Source organism: Nakamurella sp. UYEF19 (assembly GCF_040546275.1).
Taxonomy (GTDB): domain Bacteria; phylum Actinomycetota; class Actinomycetes; order Mycobacteriales; family Nakamurellaceae; genus Nakamurella.
In genome coordinates this window covers 278034-299540 of the sequence record NZ_JBEPNO010000004.1, presented here as the reverse complement: position 1 = coordinate 299540, position 21507 = coordinate 278034, and the positions used below count along the sequence as shown (strand labels likewise).

Genomic DNA, 21507 nt, shown 5'->3' with positions numbered 1-21507 from the left:
GTACCGGGGCTGCGTGGTGGCGCGTCGCGGCGTCGTGGCGCGGCGGTGCGTGGCTCCGCGTGGGTGCGTCCTGCAGAGTGCTCGCTATAGCGAGCACTCTGCAGGACGCAACGCGCCTTGCCCGCCCGGCCGGCCGGGGAATGGCTCAGTGGCCGGTGCGCTCGCGGAGGGCGGCGTCCTTGGCCAGCACCATCGCCTGGAGGTCATCGGAGTAGGCGGCCAGTTCGCCGGCCAGCCGGACGCCGTCGGGCGTTCCGGCCGAGGCCAGGATGCGGACGGCGAGCAGTCCGGCGTTGCGGGCCCCGCCGATGGACACCGTCGCCACCGGGATCCCGGCCGGCATCTGGACGATCGACAGCAGCGAGTCCATCCCGTCCAGGGTGGACAGCGGGACCGGCACGCCGATCACCGGGAGCACCGTGGCGGAGGCGACCATGCCAGGCAGGTGCGCGGCGCCGCCGGCCCCGGCGATGATCACCCGGAGCCCGCGGCCGGCCGCCGAGTTCGCGTAGTCCAGCATCCGCGCCGGGGTGCGATGGGCCGATATCACGCCGACCTCGTAGGCCACGCCGAAGTCGTCGAGCACCTCTCCGGCGCCGGACATCACCGGCCAGTCCGAGTCGCTGCCCATGATCAGGCCGACGACGGGAGCAGCGGGCGGAGGGGTGGGGTCCGTCATGAGAGTGCACCTGTCCGTTCCGGTGTCGACTGCTGCGGTGCGGACGACTCCGGCGACCGGGCAGGCCGGGCGTCCGGAACGGACCGGGCACTCGTTGCGCCCGTGTGGATCTCGTACCCGTCGGTCCAGAGACCATCGCCGAGCCAGGCTGCGGCCAGCGCCGCGATCCGGCGCAGTTCGCCGAGGTCGGAGCCGAGGACGTTCACGTGCCCCAGTTTGCGTCCCGGCCGAAACGCCTTGCCGTACAGGTGGATCTTGACCTGCGGGAACCGTGCGGCGAGGTGGTGGACGCGTTCATCCATCCCGATCTCGGACCCCGGCCCGGTGTCAGGACCGCCCAGTACATTGCCCATGACGGTGAACGGTGCCACCGCATCGGTCCGCCCCAGCGGGTAGTCCAGCACCGCGCGCAGATGCTGCTCGAACTGACTGGTCACTGAGCCGTCCATCGACCAGTGGCCGGAGTTGTGCGGCCGCATCGCCAACTCGTTGATGAGCAAGCCGTCGGGAACGGCATCATCCGCGTCGACCTCGAAGAGTTCCACCGCCAGCACGCCGACGACGCCGAGTTCGCCGGCGATGCGCAGGGCCATCCGGGAGGCGGCCGCGGCGACGTCGGGATCGAGCCCGGGGGCCGGGGCGATCACCTCGACGCAGATGCCGTCCTGCTGGACGGTCTCGACCACGGGCCACGCTGCGGCCTGGCCGAACGGTGAGCGCGCGACCACCGCGGCGAGTTCGCGCTTCATCCGGACAAACGATTCCAGCACGAGTTCGCCGCTCAGTTCGGCCTGCAGCGGGGCCGCCGCGTCAGCGTCGTCCAGTACCCAGACGCCGCGGCCGTCGTAGCCGCCGCGCGCGGTCTTGAGGACCACCGGCCAGCCGTGAGTCGCGCCGAACGACGCCACCTCGGCGACCAGGTCGGCTCCCGGTTCCAGCACCGCGAAGGTGGGGACCGGCAGCCCGGCGTCGCGCAGTCTGGTCCGCATCAACGACTTGTCCTGTGCGTACTGCAACGCGTCGGCGCCGGGGAACACCGCATGGCCAGCCGCGACGAGCGCGCGGATGTGTTCGGTGGGCACGTGTTCGTGATCGAAGGTGACCACGTCACAGTTTTCCGCGAACTTCGTCAGGGCGTCGAGGTCCAGGTGCGATCCGATCTCGACGTCGGGGGCGACCAGGGCCGCTGATTCGTCTGCGCCGATCGACAGCACCCGCAGGCTCTGGCCGAGTGCGATGGCCGACTGGTGCGTCATCCGGGCCAACTGCCCGCCGCCGACCATGCCGACCCGGGGCATACCTGTCCGGGAGTCCACGAGGAACGAGCCTAGCCGGGCGCGGAGGTGGACCTCAGCCGGGCGCCGGGGATCCAGCCGCAGACATAGGTGTGCCCCCGCAGCCGTCGGGGTGGTTGCGGGGGCACATCGGTCACCGGACCCTGGTCGGGAGTCGGGGCCCGAGAAGGGTCCGGCGAGTGCGAGGGCCGCGATCGCTCTTTCGCGCGCGGCGGTTGGTCGGCCAGACGACTACCGACCGAGTTCGGCGATCAGGTCGAGTGCCGACCGGTAATTCAGCGGCAGGGTCTCGATCCAGACGGACGGGGCGGGGATGCACACCTGGGGATCACGGTCGATCTGGTCGCTGACCATCGAGCAGAGCAGGCGCGCTCGGCGGGCGAGCACGTCGGTGCGACGGCACAGCACGACGGCGACGGAATCGCCGAGCAGGGCCAGGCTCTCCCCACCGTCGAACACGCGTCGCAGGCCGTCGGCCACGAGGATCATCGGGAGCGTGCGCAGCCAGCCACCGCATCGGGTGAGATCGAGGCGGAGCACGACCAGCGCCCACTGCGAGGAGATGGGTTCGGCGTCGACCTCGGCCGCGCGATAGACCTCACCCAGTCGGACCTGCAGGTATTCCGGAGTGGCGAGGCCGGTCAGCGGATCGGCCACGGTGGACGGCGGAGCCGTTATCCGGTCTGCCCAGCCCAGCGACACGGCGCGACGCAGTGGATCGGTGTAGCGGGGCGGGGCGATGGCAGCGAGACCGTCGACGTCGACCAGCGCCTCGGCGAGCGACACCCCGGCGCCGGCCCGGCTGCGACCGAGTCGTTCGGCCGGAGCCCAGACGTCGGCCTCGGCGACGATGGCATCGCATACCGCGTCGACCGCGGGGACGTGCCAGTCGGAGGGGAAGGCCCAGCCGTAGTCGGACGACCTCGATCGCCACTCCCGGCTCAGCTCGCTGCTGGTCGTCAGAACTGCAGGGAAGCGGTTGGCCATCGTTGATCCTCTCGCGCCGGTCGGGCAGCCCCGCAGACCCGGAAATGACCGGTCTCTGGTGGCTCTCACCAAGGAGACGCGCCGGTATCCCGGCCGTCACGCAGAAACCGAAGAAAAGTTTTGGCATCAGATGAGGATGTCCACACTCCTGCGCACTGGCGTGGATCTCGGCAGGGAGCACACATGACTGACGGTGATGTTCCGTGGCGGAACGCAACCCTTCTGTTCCGAAGAGTGGCAGTCGGTGATCGCAACCCGTCATCGCGTGACCGATCAATAGTTCACCCGTCACAATGGGGACAGGATTCACCACTTTCGACTGTGTCTGCTCGACGGACGCCGTCCCGAAGAAGGCAGAGGGCTCGTGCCACCCACCCCGGACAACGCACAGCTGGCGAGCGACGCCGAGCTGATCACGCGAGTCCGTGCGGGTGACCGGTCGGCCTTCGGTGACCTGTACGCCCGCCATGCCGGCGCCGCCGCTGCCCTGGCCCGCCAGTTCGCCCGGTCGGCCGCCGAGGCGGACGATCTGGTGTCCGAGGCCTTCGCCCGGGTCCTCGACGGGATGCTCGAGAGCAAGGGACCGGACACCGCGTTCCGCGCCTACCTCTTCACCACCCTGCGCAACACGGCCTACGACCGCACCCGCAAGGACAAGCGACTGCAGTTCACCGATGACATGGAGTCCCACGACGTCGCCGTCGAGGGTGACGACCCGGTCATCGCGGATCTGGAGAGCGGCCTGATCGGCAAGGCTTTCGCCGGACTTCCGGAACGCTGGCAGACCGTGCTGTGGCACACCCAGGTCGAGGGACAGTCTGCCGCGGAGGTCGGCGTCCTGCTGGGCATGGCACCGAATGCGGTGTCCTCCCTGGCTTTTCGTGCACGGGAGGGGCTGCGCGAGGCCTACCTGCAGGCACACCTGGCCGAAACCGCGGCCGAGCGCTGCAGGACGACGGTCGACCGACTGGGAGCCTGGACCCGCGGGAGCCTGTCCAAGCGCGAGAAGGCCCAGGTGGACGCGCATCTCGAGGAGTGCGACCGCTGCCCGGCGCTGGCCGCCGAACTATCGGAGATCAACGGCGGCCTCCGCGGCCTGCTGGCCCCGCTGCTGCTCGGCGGTGCCGCGGCCGGCTACGTCGCAACCCTCGGACCGGTGGTTCCGCTGGTCCAACTCGGTGCGATGTCCGGCGGTTCGGTGGCGGTGGTGGGCGGCAAGGCCGCCGTGATCGGCGGCAAGGCGTCACTCATCGGCAGCAAGGCCGCGGGCACGTTCGTCAAGATGGGCAGCTGGGGCCCCGGAGCGGCCATCGCCGGAGTCGCTGCCGTGGCGACGGTCATCGTCGCCGGCGTGGTCATCGCGCTCACCAGCAGCAACACCGCACCGCCGGCCGCCGACCGCGGCGGGTCGGTGGCGGGTGCGCAGACGCCCGGCGCCGGTACCGGCAGGGTCGGAATCGGCGGGCTACCCGGCAATGGCGGTGGGGGCAATGGCGGCTCGGGCGGTCACGGCGCCGGGGGCACCGGGACGGGCGTTCCGGTCGTCCCGCCGGTCACCGCCGGCACTACCTCCTCCTCAGCGCCGACGACATCGACCACGGCTGGTGGATCGGGCGTCACCACCGTGAACGGCTCGGTCTTGACCACGGGCGGCGGCGGTGTGCCCGGCACCTCGCTCCTGCCGTCCATCCCCGGCTTCTTCGGCACGACCAGCCTGCTGCCCACCGCACCGTCGACCCAGGCGACCTCGGCCACCGCCGTGCCGACGACCGCGGGCACCAGCGACGTACCGACCACCCCCGATACCGTCACTCCCGCAACCACTCCGGACACCACGCCCACGACGACGGCTGACACCACCACCCCGGACACCTCTACGCCGGTCACCACCCCGACCGACGTCACCACCCCGACCACAGCCATCGACACGACGACGCCCACCACCCCGACGACGCCCACCACCCCGACGACGCCGCTTCCGACCCCGGCTGATCTGACCGTGTCCAATCCGCAGGTCTCCGCTGTGGTGGCGGGGGGCGACGTCACCGTCAGCCTCACGGTCACCAACAGCGGCGGCTCGCCGTCGGACAGGAATCAGACTGTTGGACTCGAGATCCCCGACGGGTTGACCTTTGTGGGCGCCGGCACCGCTGGCGGACCGGCGGCCCTGAGGACTGCTCGAGGCGCATTTGCCGCACCCGCCGCTGACGGCGTGGTCTGCTCCGGTTCTGCCACGGTCGACTGCACCGTTCCCACCATCGCACCGGCCGGCTCGGTGACCATGGTGATGACTCTGCGCGTCGACGTCGATGCCGCTGACGATCCGGGGAGCATCGTCGTGACGTTCAATGGACAGCAGATCAACTCGGGGACGTTCCCGGTGAAGGTGGCTGCCGGCTATCAAGGCGCAACCGTTTCGTCCACCTTCGACCTCGCCGCCGCAGCGGTGGACCGGGTCACCTTCCGAGCCACGGCCAAACCTGGCATCACCGATCCGGGCACGATCACCCTCAGCAGCCCCCAGTTCGGCATCCTCCAAGCCGTTGCGGCGGAGGGTGTCTGCACGGTTTCCGCCGGCAGCGTCACGTGCCCCTTCAGCGCAGTCAGCGGAGCCGCCGGGGTTGCACTCACGGTGGATGTCGCCGCAGGCACCACTCCCACCGACATCGTTCTGGTGGCCACCGGGCAGAAGAGCCGAGTGATCGATGCCGCGGGGCAGTTCACCCAGCCGACGACGGGTATCGGCGGCTACGCGTCCGTCCGTCTCGACGGGACAGGCGCGACGCTCCGCGCCGGCACGACCACCACCGCCACGTTGACGGGCACGGTGCTCAACGGCGGCGTCATCAATCCGGGGCCGATCGCCCTCCCGATTAAACTGTCCGACGGGCTGTCGGTGATCACTGATCAATTGCCTGGCGGCTGTGCGGTGTCGAAGGTCGGCGCAACCGTAGTCTGCGCGCCGGTCGATCGGACCGTCGACAACGGCGGCCCCGTCAGCTTTGCACTGCCGGTGCAGGTCGCAGCTGCCGCCACCGGCGGCCAGACTCTCACCCAGGCAACACTTCGTGGCGGTTCGACGGATCTGGCGAACCAGGCTGCGCCATTCACCGTCGACCCGAAGCAGTCCGGCTACGACTCGATCTCGTTGGCCTCCACCAACACTCTGGCCGCGGGCACCATGGGTGAGCTCAGCCTGACCGGCAAGGTGGGCGCCGGCGTCACCCTTCCAGGCCCCATCACGCTGCCCCGGAAGCTGTCGGACGGCCTTCTCATCACCGCAGCAACCGGATGCGAACGGTCCGGCGACACCTACATCTGCGCGCCCGCCCAGACCGACCCGACCCCGGCGGTGACCACCCTGACGGTGGCCGTCCTCCCGACCGCGACCGACGGGAAAACTGCGCCGGGACCGGCCGCTCTGGCCGGTGACCGCAGCCTGGCGATCGATGGGAACCTCGCCGTGAGCGCACGCAGTCCCGGTGACCCGATCGACCTGGTCGGGCCGTTCGGCAGCGCCATGGTTGCTGCCGAAACCCTCTACTGCCCCACCAGCAACTCGCGTGGCAAATGCTTCACCCCTGACAACTTGACCGGCAGGCTCACTCCGATCGATGTCACCCGGACCGTGACCACCGGCGGCAACGGCGTCTCGGCAGAACTCACGTGGGCGGCCGGATCGCCGGCGGAGGGAAGGGCGTCGTCCCTGGACACGGTCACCGTGACCGTCGATGGGGTGCAGGCGAGCGTTACCGGGACCCGGCCGACCGGGATCACTTCGGACACACCCGGCAAGATGTTCGTCCGGGCGGCTGATCTGATGCAGAACGCAACTCTTGCTCCGCTGTTGCGAACTCCCGGTGACCATCAGATCCTGGTCCAGAATCTGAAGGCCAGGACAACTGCCTCCCGGATCTCGGCCTTCGCCGCTTGGTCCCTGACCAGCATCTGGGACACCGGCGCCGACGGCGCCGATGTTCGTCTGCACACCGGTGACGACGGACGATACCTGCAGGCGACCAAGGGTTCCGCCGGACAGGCCACCATTGCCGCCGCCGGCCCGACCATCCAGGATCTGCGGTTCACCGTGTGGGCACCGGACGCCACCGCGACCAAGTCGCTCACCTTCGCCGGATCGCCCCCGCTCCCGTTGAGCGTCACCGGAGTCCAGCCGGTCGATGGCAAATCCGCAGCGGTCGGCTACGAGGTGCTCAATCCCGACCTCTCATCCCTGTCGCCGGAGGCCCGCAGCGGATCCGCCGTCTTCGCGGACCGACCGAGCGCCGGAGGCGGCGACGACCTCTGGATCGGCCCGACCCTGATCATCAGAGTGACCGACTGAGGCGCTGGCACACTGGAATCCATGGGCGCACCGGGCGGTTTCGACATACGAAGGATCAATCAGGGCATGGTGGCCCGGTTGCTGGACAGCGATCCACAACCGTTGCCGGACGAGGGTTTTGCCACCAGGGTCCTGGAGACGGTCGGGAGAAGCACCGGTCAGGTCCGGAGCACCCCGATCGCCGTGGTCCGCAGCCGGGGACTGTCGTACCTGGTGTCGCCGGACCTGTCCCGCGACTGGGTCCTCAATCTCCAGGCCCACCCGGGATGCACGGTGCGCAGCCGTGACGACGACTTCCCGGCGACCGCCGACCCGGCCGGGCCTGACGAGTCGGTCCGGGTCATCGGGACCTATCTGCGGTCGATGACGGTACCGTGGGCGCTGAAGGCGTTTCCGATCGGGCCTGACGCGAGCGATGACGAGATCGGTGCCCACCTCAGCACTATCGCGGTCTTCAGGCTCGGAGTCGATCGTTGACCTCCTTCGACGATCTCGCCCGGTTCACCGCCACTCCGCGGATCACCGGTCTCACCCTGAGTCTCGACGGCAGTCGACTCGTAGCCTCCGTCCAGTCGCCCGACAGCAAGGGCGCCCGGTACCTGTCATCGCTCTGGGAGGTCCCGCTCGACGACGGCCACCCGGTTCGCCTCACCCGGTCCGAGAAGGGTGAGTCCGCACCGGCTTTCCGACCGGATGGTTCCCTGCTCTTCGTATCCGGGCGTCCGGAAACCCCGAGCACCGACGGCCCCGACGACGAGGCTGCGCTCTGGTCCCTGCCACCGACCGGTGAACCGACCGTCGTCAGCCGGCGCGCGGGTGGGGTTGGCGGTCCCGTGGTGGCCGCAGCCAGCGGCGCGATCCTGGTGAGCGGGACCCGGCTGACCCATTCGACGGACGAGGACGACCAGCAGCGCCGGGCCGCCCGCAAGGACCGCAAGATCACCGCGATCCTGCACACCGGGATGCCGATCCGTTACTGGGACCACGAAGTCGGGGACACCAGCCCGCGGTTGCTGCTGCAGCCACCGGGTGGTGGCGACCTGGTCGACCTCGCCCCGGACGCGAGATTCGAACTGTCCGAGGCTTCCTATTCCATCTCGGCCGACGGATCGACGGTGGCGTCGAGCTGGGAACCGCGGCGGCGGGGCGGCAGATGCCCGGCCGGTGTGGTCGTCATCGATGTTGCGACGGGCCGCCGCACCGAACTCGCAGTGAAGGACGGCTGGGAGTTCCAGGGGCCGACCATCTCGCCCGACGGACGCGTGGTGGCGATGGGCAAGGGTCGGGAGGGCAGTTTCGAGCATTCGATCACCGGCGGGCTGGTCCTCATGGCGACCGCCAGCGGCGAGGTGGTCGAGCCCGATCTCGGGGATCTGTTCCCCGCCGAGTTCGTCTGGTCCGCCGACTCGGCGACGCTGTACGTTGCGGGGGCCCTGCACGGCCGCGGCGCCATTCTTGCCATCGAACCGGCGACGGGAGGGGTGTTGCGCCGCTTGGTGTCTGACGCCTCGTACTCCAGTCTGTGCCCGTCACCCGACGGTGAAAAGCTGTACGCGCTCCGGTCGGCCGTCGACGCTGCCCCACACCCGGTTCGCCTGGAAACCATTCTGGTGGAACAGATCCCGGTCCCCCTCGAGTCGCCGGCCGTGACCGACGACCTGCCCGGCCAGCTGATCGAACTGAACATCCCGGCCGCCGATGGCGAGCCTGTGCACGCCTGGCTCTGCGTACCGGTGAACGCGGAAGGTCCTGCGCCGCTGATGCTCTGGATCCATGGCGGCCCGTTCAGCTCCTGGAACTCCTGGAGCTGGCGCTGGAATCCGTGGGTGGCCGTGTCCCAGGGCTGGGCCGTCCTGCTCCCGGATCCCGCGCTGTCGACCGGGTACGGGCAGAAGTGGCTGGACCGGGCGTGGCCATACGTGGCGGCCGAGGTCTTCGCCGACTGCGAGTCGGTGCTGGAGGCTGTGATCGAGCGGCCCGACATCGACGGCAGCCGGGTCGCCTGTCTCGGTGGTTCATTCGGCGGGTACATGACGAACTGGATCGCCGGTCATACCAACAGGTTCGGCGCGATCGTCACGCACGCCGGTCTGTGGGCCCTCGACCAGCAGCACAAGACGACGGACGCCGCGGCCTACAAGACGGGCATCTTCGGAGAGCCCGCCGAGCACCCCGACTGGTACGCGGAGAACTCACCACACATGGCCGCCGCCGACATCAGCACGCCGATGTTGGTGATCCACGGCAGTCGTGATTTCCGGGTGCCGATCAGCGAAGCGCTGCGGCTCTGGTGGGATCTGGTCAGCCATTTCGACCGGGACCCGGCCGACCTGCCGCACCGGTTCCTGCAGCTCACCGGCGAGAACCACTGGGTGACGTCGCCCGCGAACGCCGAGATCTGGTACGACACCGTGCTCGGCTTCTGCGGGCACCATGTTCGCGGCCAGGACTGGACGCCGTCGCTGCTGCTGTAGACCCCCGATCCATGGTCGGACGAAACATCCGGTGTAGCACCAAGTCACTCCAGTGCTTCACTGGGCCGATGCCGACTACCCGTCCCCGTCACTTCGTGACCGAGACCGATGACCTGGCGACGGCTCTTGAGGAAGCCGCATCTGGGTGGCCGGATCTGAGCCGCGCCCAGGTCCTGGTCCAGCTGGCACTGCAAGGCCACCGCGCCGCGGAGTCGGCACAGGAGGAAAGGAGACGACGGAGGCTGGCTGCCGTCCGGGCGCACAGCGGCATGCTGACCGGCATCTACGAACCGGACTACCTGCTCAACCTTCGGCAGGAGTGGCCGGCGTGATCGTCCTCGATGCCAGTGTGCTGATCGCCTGCCTCGATGGTCAGGACAACCACCACGCCCGCGCCGAAGCTCTGTTGTCTCGCGAGATCGACGATGATTTCGCCTTCAGCTCGTTGACCCTCGCAGACGTTCTGGTCGCGCCCGTGCGGGAGAAACGATTGGTCGCTGTGCTTGCTGCGCTGCGGTCTTTTGAGGTTCAGGAGCTGCCTTTTCCCGCCGACACAGCCGTCAAGCTCGCCGACCTCCGCGCAGGAACGAGCCTGAAGTTGCCCGACTGCTGCGTCCTGCTGGCTGCGGAAACAGCGCAGGCACGGCTGGCGTCTTTCGACGATCGGCTTTCCGCGGCTCATGCCGCAAGAGGTCTTGTCATCCTCGGCAGCTGAGCGGTGCGCCGCTTGACCAGCACGGACATCACACCCGTCCCCGTACACTTGCCAAGTGAATCTGATCGACCGCGTCCGTGAGGTCCTGCCCGAAAAGCATCGGGAGCTGGCCAAATTCATCGTCGTCGGTGGGTCGTCCTGGATCGTCGATACGGGCCTGTTCACGCTGCTCTCGCACACGGTGCTGCACGAGAAGGTCATCACCTCCAAGATCATCTCGGTGCTGGTCTCGACGATCTTCAGCTACATCCTCAACCGTGAGTGGTCGTTCAGCGGACGCGGTGGCCGCGAGCGTCACCACGAGGCGATGCTCTTCTTCCTGTTCAACGGGATCGCGCTCGGCCTCAACCTGATCCCGCTGTGGCTGACCCACTACGCCTTCGGCATCAACCCCAGCCACTACACGCAGTTCACCGTCTCCGTCGTCGACTTCATCGCGGCGAACGTCGTGGGCACGCTGATCGGCATGGCGTTCCGTTACTGGGCCTACCGCCGGTGGGTGTTCCCGGACGAGCTCACCCCGGAAGGACAGAGCCGTCCCAGCGAGATCGACCAGGACCTGCCGAACGCCCGCTGATCAGCGCCGCACCTGACGGGCCCGCTCCACCGACGCCGAGCCACCGGTCGACGAGCCGCCCGCAACCGATCCCTGTGACCGGTCCGCCCGAGATCGATCCGCCCGAGATCGCTCCGGCGACCGGTGCGGAAGATTCGCCGGCCGCGACATCCGTCGGGGCGTCCTGGTTGCCGTCGGCGGCATTTTCGGCCGCGAGGAAGATGCCGAAGACGGGCGGGCTGGCACGTCGCAACTCCAGCCGGCCACCGTCCGCCTCGATCAGCGCGCGCGCCAGGCTGAGCCCGATACCGGTCGAGGACGCGGTCGACATCCCGCGTTCGAAGATGTGCCCGACGATTGCCTCCGGCACGCCGACACCCTCGTCCGACACCTCGATCACGATCGAATTCGCGCCAGGTCGGACGTTGATCCGAATCACTCCGGCGCCGTGCTGGATCGCGTTGTCGACCAGTGCGCCGAGCGCCTCCCGGAGCCGAACGGAGGTGACGCGGACCAAGATGCCCTTGGGGCACCTGATCTTCAGGGTCCGACCCACCGCGTCCACCCGGCTCCCGAACTCGGAGCCGAACTCCTCGAGCTCGGCGTACAGGTCCAGCTCGGTGGCCCCGGCAGCACGCTGGGATCTGGCGTTGGCCAGCAGGTCGTCGACCACCGTGACCAGCCGGTCCGTCTGGTCCAACGCCGCGTTCACCTCGGACACCACCGTCGGATCGGGGTTCAGCGCGAGCTCCTCGAGCCGCAGGCGAAGGCCCGTCAGCCGAGTCCGGAGCTGGTGGGAGATGTCGCCGGCCAGCTCGCGTTCCCGGCTGATCAGGGCCGCGATGTCGGTGGCGGAGGAGTCGAGCACGTCGGCCACCCGGTCCAGCTCGGCGATGCCGTACCGGCGCCGGAAGGTGCGGAAGTCACCCGACCCGAGGCGGGCCGCACGGCGGGCCACGTCCGACAGTGGGGTGGCCAGCCGCCTGGCCAGCACGAGTGCGATGCCGGTGGCCACCATGATCGAGAGCAGCACCGCAGCCGCGACGAGGAGGAGCGCACGCCAGCGCTCAGCGCGCAGCTTGCCCATCGGTACCGACAGCACGAGTTGACCGCCGCCGGGCAGCGACACCGACTCGGAGTACACATCACTGCCCTGCGGCGTCCCGATCCCGCGGTCCGGGACGCCGGCCAGCCGGACCGTCAGGCGACCGTCCTCCGGAATGGCCACGTCGAACTGCGCTAGGTCGATCTGCGAAGTCTCCTCCGAGCGCAGCGAGATGGACGCCTCCATCGACTGCAGCCGCCCGGCCAGCTCCTGGTGCAGGAGGTCGTCGACCAATCGCCACGAGACGATGCCCAGCGGGACACCCAACGTCAGGACCGTCGCGGCAATCACCAGGAAGATCGACATCAGGACACGGCGCCGCACCGGAAGACCGTCAGTCCGAGTCGAAGCGGAATCCGACGCCGCGGACCGTGGCGATCCGGTGATCGACGCCGCCGTTCGGGCCGGCCAGCTTCCGGCGCAGCCACGAGATGTGCATGTCGAGGGTCTTCGAGGTGAGCAGCGAAGGGTCGTGCCAGACCTCGTCGATGATGTCCTCGCGCGGAACGACCTGGCCGGCCCTCGTCATCAGGGCGCGGAGCAGTTCGAATTCCTTGTTGGCCAAGGAGACCTCGGCGCCGTCGACGAGTACCCGTCGCGCCCTGGCCTCCATCCGCACCCCGCTGATCTCCAGCACCTCGGGCTCGCGGCGGCGTAGCAACGCCCGCACCCGGGCCAGCAACTCGGCCAGCCGGAAGGGCTTGCCGACGTAGTCGTCGGCGCCGGCGTCCAGCCCCACGATGAAGTCGACCTCGTCGGTCCTGGCCGTCAACATCAGCACCAGGAGGTCGCGGCCGGAGTCGCGGATGCGGCGGCAGATCTCCAGCCCGTCGGTGCCGGGCAGGCCCAGATCCAGGATGACCAGGTTGATGTCGTTGTAGAGCGCAGCCGAGAGCGCTGCGTTCCCGTCGGGAGCGACGAGCACCTTATAACCCTCGCGCTCGAGCGCTCGCGACAGAGGGTCCGATATGGCCGAGTCGTCCTCGGCCAGCAGCACGGTGGTCACCCGCATCACACTACGTCCAGCCCGCATGAAACAGGCGTGATGTGGCCGCGCCGCGTCAGCCCCCGTCGAATCCACGGGCCCAGCCGACGCGTTCGAGATGTCGGTGCCGGCGCTCGCCCTACTGCCGCGGCGGGTAGTTGCCCGGCGGCGGGCCCTGCTGGTAGCCGGGCGCACCCTGGGCCGGGAACTGCTGCGGCGGCGCCTGCCCGGGACCGGGAACCCCGTCGGAGCCGATCTGGTAACGGTTGCGATCGTCCATGATGAGCTGGTTCAACGTCGACTGGACCTTGGGCAGAGAGGCCACGTTCTCGAACTCCAGCGGCTGGTCCGCGGCCGACTCGACGATCAACGAACCGAACCCGAGCAGCCGGCCCCAGAACGTCACGGACGTCTCCATGTTCTGGATGTGCCCGAGCGGGATCTGGTGCTCGCGACGGTGCAGGATGCCGGTCCGGAAGAACACATGGAAGTTGGTGATCACGAAATGCTCTGTGCGCCAACGGATGACTGGGACAACGGTGAAGAGGACCAGGCCGAGGACGGCCACCACCGCGATCACGATCCAGGCGATGGTGTGGTACTGCCAGTTGCGCAGGATCGCCGCCAGCGCGAATCCGCCACCGATGAACAGGATGAAGCAGACGATCGGAAGGACGAGCACCTTCCAGTGCGGGTGCTTGTGCAGCACCACGCGCTCGCCACGGGAGAGCAGGTTGTCGGGGTAGGCCACCGGATGCCCCTCACATATTTCTACTTTGACGGTCTTGGTCGGCACGGTCTTGGTCGGCACGGTCTTGGTCGGCGCTGTCTTGGTCGGCGCAGTTTTGGGCGGTACAGGTGATCGGTACTGCAGTTGGGCGTTTACGCTACCGCGCCGCTTCGGGCTGCGGTGGTCCGTTCGGTGCACGTCGGCCGAAGACGGCAGAACCCAGCCGCACCATGGTGGAGCCCTCGGCGATGGCTGCGGCGAAATCACCGCTCATGCCCATCGACAGCTCGGTCGCCTGTTCCGCCCCGGCAAGCCCCTTCGAGCGGGCGCCGTCCCGGAAGTCGGCGAGTGAGCGGTAGCCGGCCCGCACGGCCGCCAGGTCGGGCGAGTTCAGCCCGATCGTCATGTAGCCACGGACCCGCAGGCGGTCGAACCCGGCCAGGGTCGCCAGCAGTTCAGGGGCCTGCGCGAGAGCGATCCCGGACTTGGAGTCCTCCCCCGACACGTTCACCTGCACCATCACGTCCAGGGTGCGGTCGAGCAGCTCGGCGCGGCTGTGCAGCCGGCGCCCCAGCTCGGCCGAGTCCACCGTCTGGACGCAGCTGACGTGCGGCAGCACCTGGTTGATCTTGTTCGCCTGCAGGTGACCGATGAAGTGGCACTCGTGCTCGGACGGTGCGAGCGCGTCAGCCTTGGCCACCACCTCCTGCGCGCGGTTCTCGCCGATCAGCCGGTGCCCCGCCCCCAGCACGCGCAGGATCCGGTCGGGGTCGATCGTCTTCGTGGCCAGCAGCAACCGGACGTCCGCCGGTGACCGTCCAGCCGCCACCGCGGCCGCGGCCACCTGCTCGATGACGTCCGCGAGCCGTCGGAGGTCCGGGTCGCCCGGCGGGGCGGCGGCCGCCTCGCCGGCAACAGGCACAGGACTCGCATCACACACAGGGCAAAGGCTATCCGGCCGGTGCCTACGCGGCCGGTCGCAGGTGCACGACGTCACCGGCCGAGTAACGGGACCGGCTGCCGTCCAGGGCTTCCACGACGATCGCACCGTCCGCATCGACGTCGACCGCCGTGCCGGTGACCATCGTGTCGCCCGGGAGTTCGAGCCTGACAGCGGATCCCAGCGTCGAGCAGGCCCGCAGGTATGCGACCCGCAGGCCGCTGGCCCCGACATCACCGCCGGCCCGGCGCCAGTCGGCCAGCAGTTCACCGAAATGGTCGAGAACGGTTGCGAGCAGGAGATTCCGGTTGACTTCGACGACGCCGGCCAGCACCAGGGATGTCGCGTCGGCGCGCGGTAGTTCGTGCTCCTGGAGCGAGATGTTGAGGCCGGCACCGACCACCACCGATTCGCCGATCGCCTCGGCCAGGATCCCGCCGCACTTGCGCCCGCCGACGAGGACGTCGTTGGGCCACTTCAACGTCGCGGTGGGCCCGGCGACCTCGAGAATCCTCGAGAACCCGTGCAGGACGGCCAGACCGAGCGCCACACCGATCCAGGCTCGCCGCTGCGGTGGGATGCCGCCCATCGCGACCTTCGCCGAGAACATCAGGCCGGCCCCGGGCGGACAGCTCCAGTCCCGCCCCGATCGACCACGACCGGCGGTCTGCTCCTCGGTGACCAACACCATCCCGTCGACCGGTTGCGGTGACTCCGGCGTCCCCCGAGCCAGATCGTCGTTGGTCGAACGCGTCTGCTGGACGTGCCGGACCTGCCAGTCGTTCGGCGACCGCAGGGCCGCCTGCACCGCCGCGGCGCTCATCGGTTCCCGATTCACGAAAGGTGCCCGATTCACGACGGTGCCCGATTCACGACGGTGCCCGATTCACGACGGTGCCCGATTCACGACGGTGCCCGATTCACGACGGTGCCCGATTCACGACGGTGTCGCACTCACCGGGCGGACTCACGATCCTCCGCGGCCGGCCGGGCGCTGAGGTCCTCCGTCGGCATCCGATTGCGCCCCAGCAGCCCCGGCGCCGCGGCCGCGACACAGATCACGGCCGCGATCGCGCCGACGGTGAAGGCGGTGCCGGTGGATCTCGCGTCGATGAGCAGGCCGGCCACCGCGGAGGCCGCGGCGGCACCGGAGTTGACGGCGGTGTTGATCCAGCTGGACGCCTCGGTCCGGACGGCAGGCGAGGTCAGGTGATCCGCGAGCAGGTAGCCGGTGACCAGCGAAGGCGCCAGGAAGAACCCGACGACGGCAAGGCCGAACCCGAGGGCCGGGAGCCCGGGGGCGAGCACCAGGGTCCCGCTGAGCACGGCCATCATCGAACCGAATACCAGCAGCCGGGTCGACGGGGACGTCGTCCACTCCCGGTGGCCGAGCACCAGCCCGCCGAGGGCGCTCCCGGCAGCGAAGGCGGCCAGCAGCAGACCGGACATCGCCGGGGCGCCCTCGCGTTGCGCGAACGCCGGTGCGGCCACCTCCACGATGCCGATGACGATGCCGGCGCCCGCGATCGCGACGAGGACGGAGAGGAAACCGGGCTGACGGATCGGCCGATCCGCCCTGGTCGCGACCTGTGGATGGACCACCTGGGCCCGTGACTGGGATCCGCTGGTCAGTCCGAACGTCCCGATCAGGGCGATGACGCCGGTGACCACCAGCGCCGCCGACGGAGACCCGAGCGTGACGATCCCCGCGGCGATCAGCGGGCCGAGGGTGTACAGGATCTCCTCGGCGACCGCGTCCAGGCTGTAGGCGCGGGTGCGGAGCGCCGGGGTCGACAGCATCGATCCCCAGAGCACCCGCATCGCGGCACTCAGCGGAGGAGGGAACACACCGATGACGGTCGCGACCACCAGCAGCGACCACACCGGGGCGGCGAGGCCGGTCAGCAGCGCCATCAGACAGAGCGAGAGGGCATAGGCGGACGCCAGCAGGTTGAGGGTGAGGCGTTGCCCGCGGCGGTCGACCCAGCGGGCGCGGTAGGGCGAGGCCAGCACGTTCGCGATACCGAACAGCCCGGTCGCGATACCGGCGTAGGCATAGGACCCGGTGTCACGGGCGATGCCGAGCAGCACCACCAGCCCGACCATCCCGAAGGACAGCCGGCCAAGGAGTGCCGGAAGGAAGACCCGGAGGGCATGCGGCGTCCGCAGGACACCCCAGTACGCCGCCATCGCTGTCAAGAGCCGGCCCGCAGAGCGTCGCCGGATCGGCCTTCGATGATCATCACCCTCACGATGCGTGACCCCGCCCTCACTGTCAATTGCCCGGCCGGGGGAACCTGATGCTCCCGCCAGCGAATACCGATCCAAAGCGGACATCACGTGCATTGCTATGGTGCGAAGTGGTTTCACCACGCGCATCGACGAGCATCCCGAGGGGGAGTCACACCTGTGGACGACGCAGCCGCCGATCTGCACACCACCGCCGGCAAGCTCGCAGACCTCGAACGGCGACTCGTTGCCGCGCACGAACCCGGCGGTGCTGCTGCGGTCGATCGTCACCGGGGCAAGGGCAAGAACACCGCCCGGGAGCGGATCGAACTGCTCCTCGACGAGGGATCGTTCGTCGAGTTCGACGCGCTGGCCGTTCATCGGTCGACCAACTTCCAGATGGCCGACCGCCGGCCGCCGGGCGATGGGGTGGTCACCGGCTTCGGGACGGTGGACGGCCGTCAGGTCTGCGTCTTCTCGCAGGACGTGACCATCTTCGGCGGCTCGCTGGGTGAGGTCTACGGCGAGAAGATCGTCAAGATCATGGATTTCGCCCTCACCACCGGACGCCCGCTGGTCGGCATCAACGAGGGCGGTGGCGCGCGGATCCAGGAAGGCGTTGTCTCCCTCGGCCTCTACGCCGAGATCTTCAAGCGCAACGTGCACGCCTCGGGGGTGATCCCGCAGATCTCCGTGATCATGGGGGCGGCGGCCGGTGGCCACGTCTACTCCCCCGCCCTCACCGATTTCGTCGTGATGGTCGACAAGACGTCCCAGATGTTCATCACCGGCCCGGATGTCGTGAAGTCGGTGACCGGGGAGGACGTCACGCTCGAGGATCTCGGCGGGGCGCGGACCCACAACGAACGCTCGGGCAATGCCCACCACCTGGCCGCCGACGAGGCCGACGCCATCCTCTACGTCCGCGACCTGCTGTCGTTCCTGCCGTCCAACAACATGTCCACCGCCCCTTCTGCGCCGGACGATTGGGACGAGGAAGGACCCACCGCCGAGGATCTGGCGCTCGACGCGCTGATCCCGGACTCGCCCAACCAGCCCTACGACATGATGTCGGTGATCTCCGCCGTGCTGGACGACGAGCACTTCCTGCCCGTCCAGGACCTGTACGCGCCCAACATCATCACCGGGTTCGGCCGGGTCGGGGGCACCAGCGTCGGCATCGTCGCCAACCAACCGCAGCATCTGGCCGGCACCCTGGACATCAAGGCCTCCGAAAAGGCGGCCAGATTCGTCCGCACCTGCGATGCGTTCAACGTCCCCGTGCTGACCTTGGTGGACGTGCCCGGGTTCCTGCCCGGTACCGACCAGGAGTGGAACGGCATCATCCGGCGCGGCGCGAAGCTGATCTACGCCTACGCCGAGGCGACCGTCCCGTTGATCACGGTGATCACCCGCAAGGCCTACGGCGGCGCCTACGACGTGATGGGGTCCAAGCATCTCGGGGCCGACGTCAACCTGGCCTGGCCGACCGCGCAGATCGCGGTGGTCGGAGCAGCCGGCGCGGTGAACATCCTGTACCGCAAGGACCTTGCCGCTGCCGGCGAGCGCGGCGAGGACGTGGCGGCGCGGCGGGCGCAACTGCAGGAGGAGTACGAGAACGCGTTGGTCAATCCGTACATGGCGGCCGAGCGCGGCTACGTGGACGCCGTGATCGCGCCCCGCAACACCCGCTCCGCCATCACCAGCGCGCTGAAGATGTTGCGCGACAAGCGACGGGTCCTCCCGCCGCGCAAGCACGGGAACATTCCCCTGTGAGCGGCTCCGGGCCGGCGAACCGGGACGAGGATGTCGCGGCGGTGCTGGCCGTCGTGGTGGCCCTGGCTGCCTCGCACACCCGGTCGGTACCGTCGGCTCCCTCCCACCGTTCGGTGTGGGGGCAGGTCCAGACCGGCTGGCCGGTCGGCGAGAACGCCTGGTGGGCCTCGGGACTGGACAGATGAGCACGCCCGGCGCATCCGAGTCGACGTTCCTGACGACGGTGCTCGCCTCGGCATCGCCGGCCCGACTGTCCGTTCTCCGGGCGGCCGGCATCGACCCGGTCGTGCATGTCTCGGGCGTCGACGAGCCCGCGGTCGAGGCCGCGAATACCCATCTCGGACCGGCCGTCACCGTCACCGCACTCGCCGCCGCGAAGGCCGAGGCTGTCCTGCCCCTCGTCGCACGTGAGCACCCGAACGCCGTCGTCATCGGGTGCGACTCGATGCTGCTGATGAACGGAACGCTGCGGGGCAAGCCCGCGGATGCCGCCCAGGCCCGGCGCGAGTGGTCCGAGATGTCCGGTGCCACCGGCGATCTGCTGACCGGTCACGCGGTCGTGCTGTTGCGCGGTGGCGAGGTGGTCGCCCGATCGTCCGGCCACCAACGGACCGGCATCCGCTTCGGCCGCCCGTCCGAGGAGGAGATCACCGCATACCTCGCCACCGGCGAACCGCTCCAGGTGGCCGGCGGGCTGACCATCGACGGATACGGCGGGTGGTTCGTCGAAGGCGTCGACGGCGACCACTCGAGCGTCATCGGCATCTCGCTCCCGCTCACCCGCTCGCTGCTCGCCGACGTCAACATCTCGGTGGTCGACCTCTGGCGCCGGCAACCATGATCGAAGAAAGGTCCAGCTGACATGCACAAGGTCCTGATCGCCAACCGCGGCGAGATCGCGGTCCGCGTAGCGCGGGCCTGCAGCGACGCCGGCCTGACTTCGGTTGCGGTGTATGCGGACCCGGACGCCGACGCGCTGCACGTCCGACTGGCCGACGAGGCCTTCGCGCTGGACGGCGCCACCTCCGCCCAGACCTACCTCGACATCTCGAAGCTGATCGACGTCGCCAAGCGGTCCGGCGCGGACGCCGTGCACCCCGGCTATGGATTCCTCTCCGAGAACGCCGATTTCGCGCAGGCCGTCCTGGACGCCGGGCTGATCTGGATCGGTCCGAGCCCGAGAGCGATCCGGGAACTCGGCGACAAGGTGACGGCACGGCACATCGCCGTCGCGGCCGGGGCCCCGCTGGTGCCGGGCACCTCCGACCCGGTCGCCGGCCCGGACGAGGTGATCACCTTCGCGGAGGAGTTCGGCCTACCGGTGGCGATCAAGGCGGCCTTCGGCGGCGGCGGGCGAGGCCTCAAGGTGGCTCGCACCATGGCCGAGATCCCCGAACTGTTCGAATCCGCGGTGCGCGAGGCGATCTCCGCCTTCGGTCGCGGTGAGTGCTTCGTCGAGAAATACCTCGACAAACCGCGCCACGTCGAGGCGCAGGTGCTGGCCGACCAGCACGGCACCGTCATCGTGGTCGGTACCCGCGACTGCTCGTTGCAGCGCCGATTCCAGAAACTGGTGGAGGAGGCGCCCGCGCCGTTCCTGACGGACGACCAGCGGGCCACCATCCACCAGGCGGCCAAGGCCATCTGCCGCCAGGCGGACTACAGCGGCGCCGGCACGGTGGAGTTCCTGGTCGGCGCGGACGGCGACATCTCCTTCCTCGAGGTGAACACCAGGCTGCAGGTCGAACATCCCGTCTCGGAGGAGACCAGCGGATTGGACCTGGTACGGGAGCAGTTCCGCATCGCCGACGGCGAGAAACTGCGGTGGGACACCGATCCGGAGCCGAGAGGACACAGCTTCGAGTTCCGGATGAACGGCGAGGACCCGGGACGCGGATTCCTACCGGCCCCCGGCAGCATCACCAGATTTCTGGCGCCCACCGGGCCGGGGGTCCGGCTGGACTCGGGAGTGGAGTCGGGGTCGGTGGTCTCGGGCAACTTCGACTCGCTGCTGGCGAAGCTGATCGTCACGGGTGCCGATCGGACCGAGGCGCTGGAGCGGTCGCGGCGCGCCCTCGCCGAGATGCAGATCGACGGGATGGCGACCGCCCTGCCTTTCCACCGGGCCGTGGTGTCCGATCCGGCCTTCGTCGGGGCCGACGGCACCTTCACCGTGCACACCCGCTGGATCGAGACCGAGTTCGACAACACGATTCCGCCGTTCGCCGCCGCCGATCCCGACGCCGGGTCGCCCGACGAGGGCGGATCGGGTGAACGGCGCACCGTGGTGGCAGAGGTCAACGGCCGGCGGATCGAGGTCAAGTTGCCGGCCGACCTGTTCAGTGCAGCATCGGCCGGAGCGCCGGCCGGCCGTCAGCAACGTGTCCAGCGCACTCAGCGACGGACCCGCTCCGCCGCCGCGGAGGCCGGCTCCGGCAACGAGATCCGCGCGACCATGCAGGGCACCGTGGTGAAAGTCGCTGTGCAGGAAGGACAGTCGGTCGAAGCGGGTGAGGTGCTCGCCGTCATCGAGGCGATGAAGATGGAGAATCCGATCACCGCTGCGAGGGCCGGCGTCATCAAGTCGGTGCAGATCTCCGTCGGCGACGCCATCATCGCCGGCGCCGTCATCGCAGAACTGGAGCCAGAGGGCTGACGGTCGGACCCGATGACGTGCTGCGCGAGGACCACGCA

19 protein-coding genes are annotated in these 21507 nt (G+C 69.2%); 10 read left to right on the top strand and 9 right to left on the bottom strand.

Going from position 1 to position 21507, the window contains the following annotated elements; translation table 11 throughout:
* Positions 1 to 145: 145 nt before the first annotated feature.
* The 3 genes from purE to ABIB25_RS09785 form a co-directional block, all read right to left on the bottom strand.
* Positions 146 to 679 carry a 5-(carboxyamino)imidazole ribonucleotide mutase gene (gene purE / locus ABIB25_RS09795; RefSeq protein WP_354528241.1) on the bottom strand — a complete coding sequence of 178 codons (534 nt, stop codon included), beginning with the start codon at positions 677 to 679 and terminating at the stop codon, positions 146 to 148.
* Positions 676 to 1995 carry a 5-(carboxyamino)imidazole ribonucleotide synthase gene (locus ABIB25_RS09790; RefSeq protein WP_354528240.1) on the bottom strand — a complete coding sequence of 440 codons (1320 nt, stop codon included), beginning with the start codon at positions 1993 to 1995 and terminating at the stop codon, positions 676 to 678. Before ABIB25_RS09790 ends, purE begins: the two co-directional genes overlap by 4 nt.
* Positions 1996 to 2205: 210 nt before the next feature.
* Entirely contained in the window at positions 2206 to 2961 is a 756-nt protein-coding gene (locus ABIB25_RS09785) for a GGDEF domain-containing protein (RefSeq protein ID WP_354528239.1), read from the bottom strand.
* A 364-nt stretch (positions 2962 to 3325) separates the two neighbouring features.
* Here ABIB25_RS09785 and ABIB25_RS09780 point away from each other — a divergent pair, with 364 nt between their 5' ends.
* The 6 genes from ABIB25_RS09780 to ABIB25_RS09755 all read left to right on the top strand — a co-directional run bounded on the left by ABIB25_RS09780 (position 3326) and on the right by ABIB25_RS09755 (position 11069).
* Positions 3326 to 7303, top strand: a complete 3978-nt coding sequence (locus ABIB25_RS09780) for a sigma-70 family RNA polymerase sigma factor (RefSeq protein ID WP_354528238.1) — start codon at positions 3326 to 3328, stop codon at positions 7301 to 7303.
* Between the two features lie 21 nt (positions 7304 to 7324).
* Positions 7325 to 7780, top strand: coding sequence for a nitroreductase family deazaflavin-dependent oxidoreductase (locus ABIB25_RS09775; protein WP_354528237.1), 456 nt, complete (start codon positions 7325 to 7327; stop codon positions 7778 to 7780).
* A complete protein-coding gene (locus tag ABIB25_RS09770) occupies positions 7777 to 9777 on the top strand; it encodes a S9 family peptidase (protein ID WP_354528236.1) in 2001 nt (666 codons plus the stop codon). The genes ABIB25_RS09775 and ABIB25_RS09770 overlap by 4 nt, the downstream gene beginning before the upstream one ends.
* Positions 9778 to 9872: 95 nt before the next feature.
* On the top strand, positions 9873 to 10109 hold the full coding sequence (locus ABIB25_RS09765) for a hypothetical protein (protein WP_354528235.1): 237 nt from the start codon (positions 9873 to 9875) through the stop codon (positions 10107 to 10109).
* Positions 10106 to 10492, top strand: a complete 387-nt coding sequence (locus ABIB25_RS09760; protein ID WP_354528234.1) for a type II toxin-antitoxin system VapC family toxin — start codon at positions 10106 to 10108, stop codon at positions 10490 to 10492. Before ABIB25_RS09765 ends, ABIB25_RS09760 begins: the two co-directional genes overlap by 4 nt.
* A 55-nt stretch (positions 10493 to 10547) precedes the next feature.
* Positions 10548 to 11069 (top strand): GtrA family protein, encoded by a 522-nt coding sequence (locus ABIB25_RS09755; protein WP_354528233.1) that lies wholly within the window; start codon positions 10548 to 10550, stop codon positions 11067 to 11069.
* Here the strand turns inward: ABIB25_RS09755 and ABIB25_RS09750 are convergent.
* The 6 genes from ABIB25_RS09750 to ABIB25_RS09725 form a co-directional block, all read right to left on the bottom strand.
* On the bottom strand, positions 11008 to 12477 hold the full coding sequence (locus ABIB25_RS09750; protein ID WP_354528232.1) for a sensor histidine kinase: 1470 nt from the start codon (positions 12475 to 12477) through the stop codon (positions 11008 to 11010). The genes ABIB25_RS09755 and ABIB25_RS09750 overlap by 62 nt on opposite strands.
* A 10-nt stretch (positions 12478 to 12487) precedes the next feature.
* On the bottom strand, positions 12488 to 13159 hold the full coding sequence (locus ABIB25_RS09745) for a response regulator transcription factor (protein ID WP_354528231.1): 672 nt from the start codon (positions 13157 to 13159) through the stop codon (positions 12488 to 12490).
* A gap of 118 nt (positions 13160 to 13277) precedes the next feature.
* Complete coding sequence (locus ABIB25_RS09740) at positions 13278 to 13949, bottom strand: PH domain-containing protein (protein WP_354528230.1); 672 nt, start codon at positions 13947 to 13949, stop codon at positions 13278 to 13280.
* A 76-nt stretch (positions 13950 to 14025) separates the two neighbouring features.
* Positions 14026 to 14790: a YggS family pyridoxal phosphate-dependent enzyme gene (locus ABIB25_RS09735; protein WP_354528229.1), complete on the bottom strand. Its 765-nt coding sequence runs from the start codon at positions 14788 to 14790 to the stop codon at positions 14026 to 14028.
* Positions 14791 to 14833: 43 nt separating this feature from the next.
* Positions 14834 to 15646 carry a biotin--[acetyl-CoA-carboxylase] ligase gene (locus ABIB25_RS09730; protein ID WP_354528228.1) on the bottom strand — a complete coding sequence of 271 codons (813 nt, stop codon included), beginning with the start codon at positions 15644 to 15646 and terminating at the stop codon, positions 14834 to 14836.
* A gap of 116 nt (positions 15647 to 15762) precedes the next feature.
* On the bottom strand, positions 15763 to 16998 hold the full coding sequence (locus ABIB25_RS09725; protein WP_354528227.1) for an MFS transporter: 1236 nt from the start codon (positions 16996 to 16998) through the stop codon (positions 15763 to 15765).
* Positions 16999 to 17217: 219 nt separating this feature from the next.
* Between ABIB25_RS09725 and ABIB25_RS09720 the strand changes: the two genes are divergently transcribed.
* From ABIB25_RS09720 to ABIB25_RS09705, 4 genes are read left to right on the top strand one after another with little or no spacing between them, the layout of a single operon-like run.
* The gene (locus tag ABIB25_RS09720) at positions 17218 to 18813 is read left to right on the top strand and encodes an acyl-CoA carboxylase subunit beta (protein WP_354528226.1); all 1596 of its coding nucleotides are present in this window, start codon (positions 17218 to 17220) and stop codon (positions 18811 to 18813) included.
* Positions 18810 to 18998 (top strand): hypothetical protein, encoded by a 189-nt coding sequence (locus ABIB25_RS09715; RefSeq protein WP_354528225.1) that lies wholly within the window; start codon positions 18810 to 18812, stop codon positions 18996 to 18998. Before ABIB25_RS09720 ends, ABIB25_RS09715 begins: the two co-directional genes overlap by 4 nt.
* 29 nt (positions 18999 to 19027) lie before the next feature.
* Positions 19028 to 19654, top strand: a complete 627-nt coding sequence (locus tag ABIB25_RS09710) for a Maf family protein (protein WP_354528260.1) — start codon at positions 19028 to 19030, stop codon at positions 19652 to 19654.
* Positions 19655 to 19675: 21 nt separating this feature from the next.
* Positions 19676 to 21469 carry an acetyl/propionyl/methylcrotonyl-CoA carboxylase subunit alpha gene (locus ABIB25_RS09705; RefSeq protein WP_354528224.1) on the top strand — a complete coding sequence of 598 codons (1794 nt, stop codon included), beginning with the start codon at positions 19676 to 19678 and terminating at the stop codon, positions 21467 to 21469.
* Positions 21470 to 21507 lie beyond the last annotated feature (38 nt).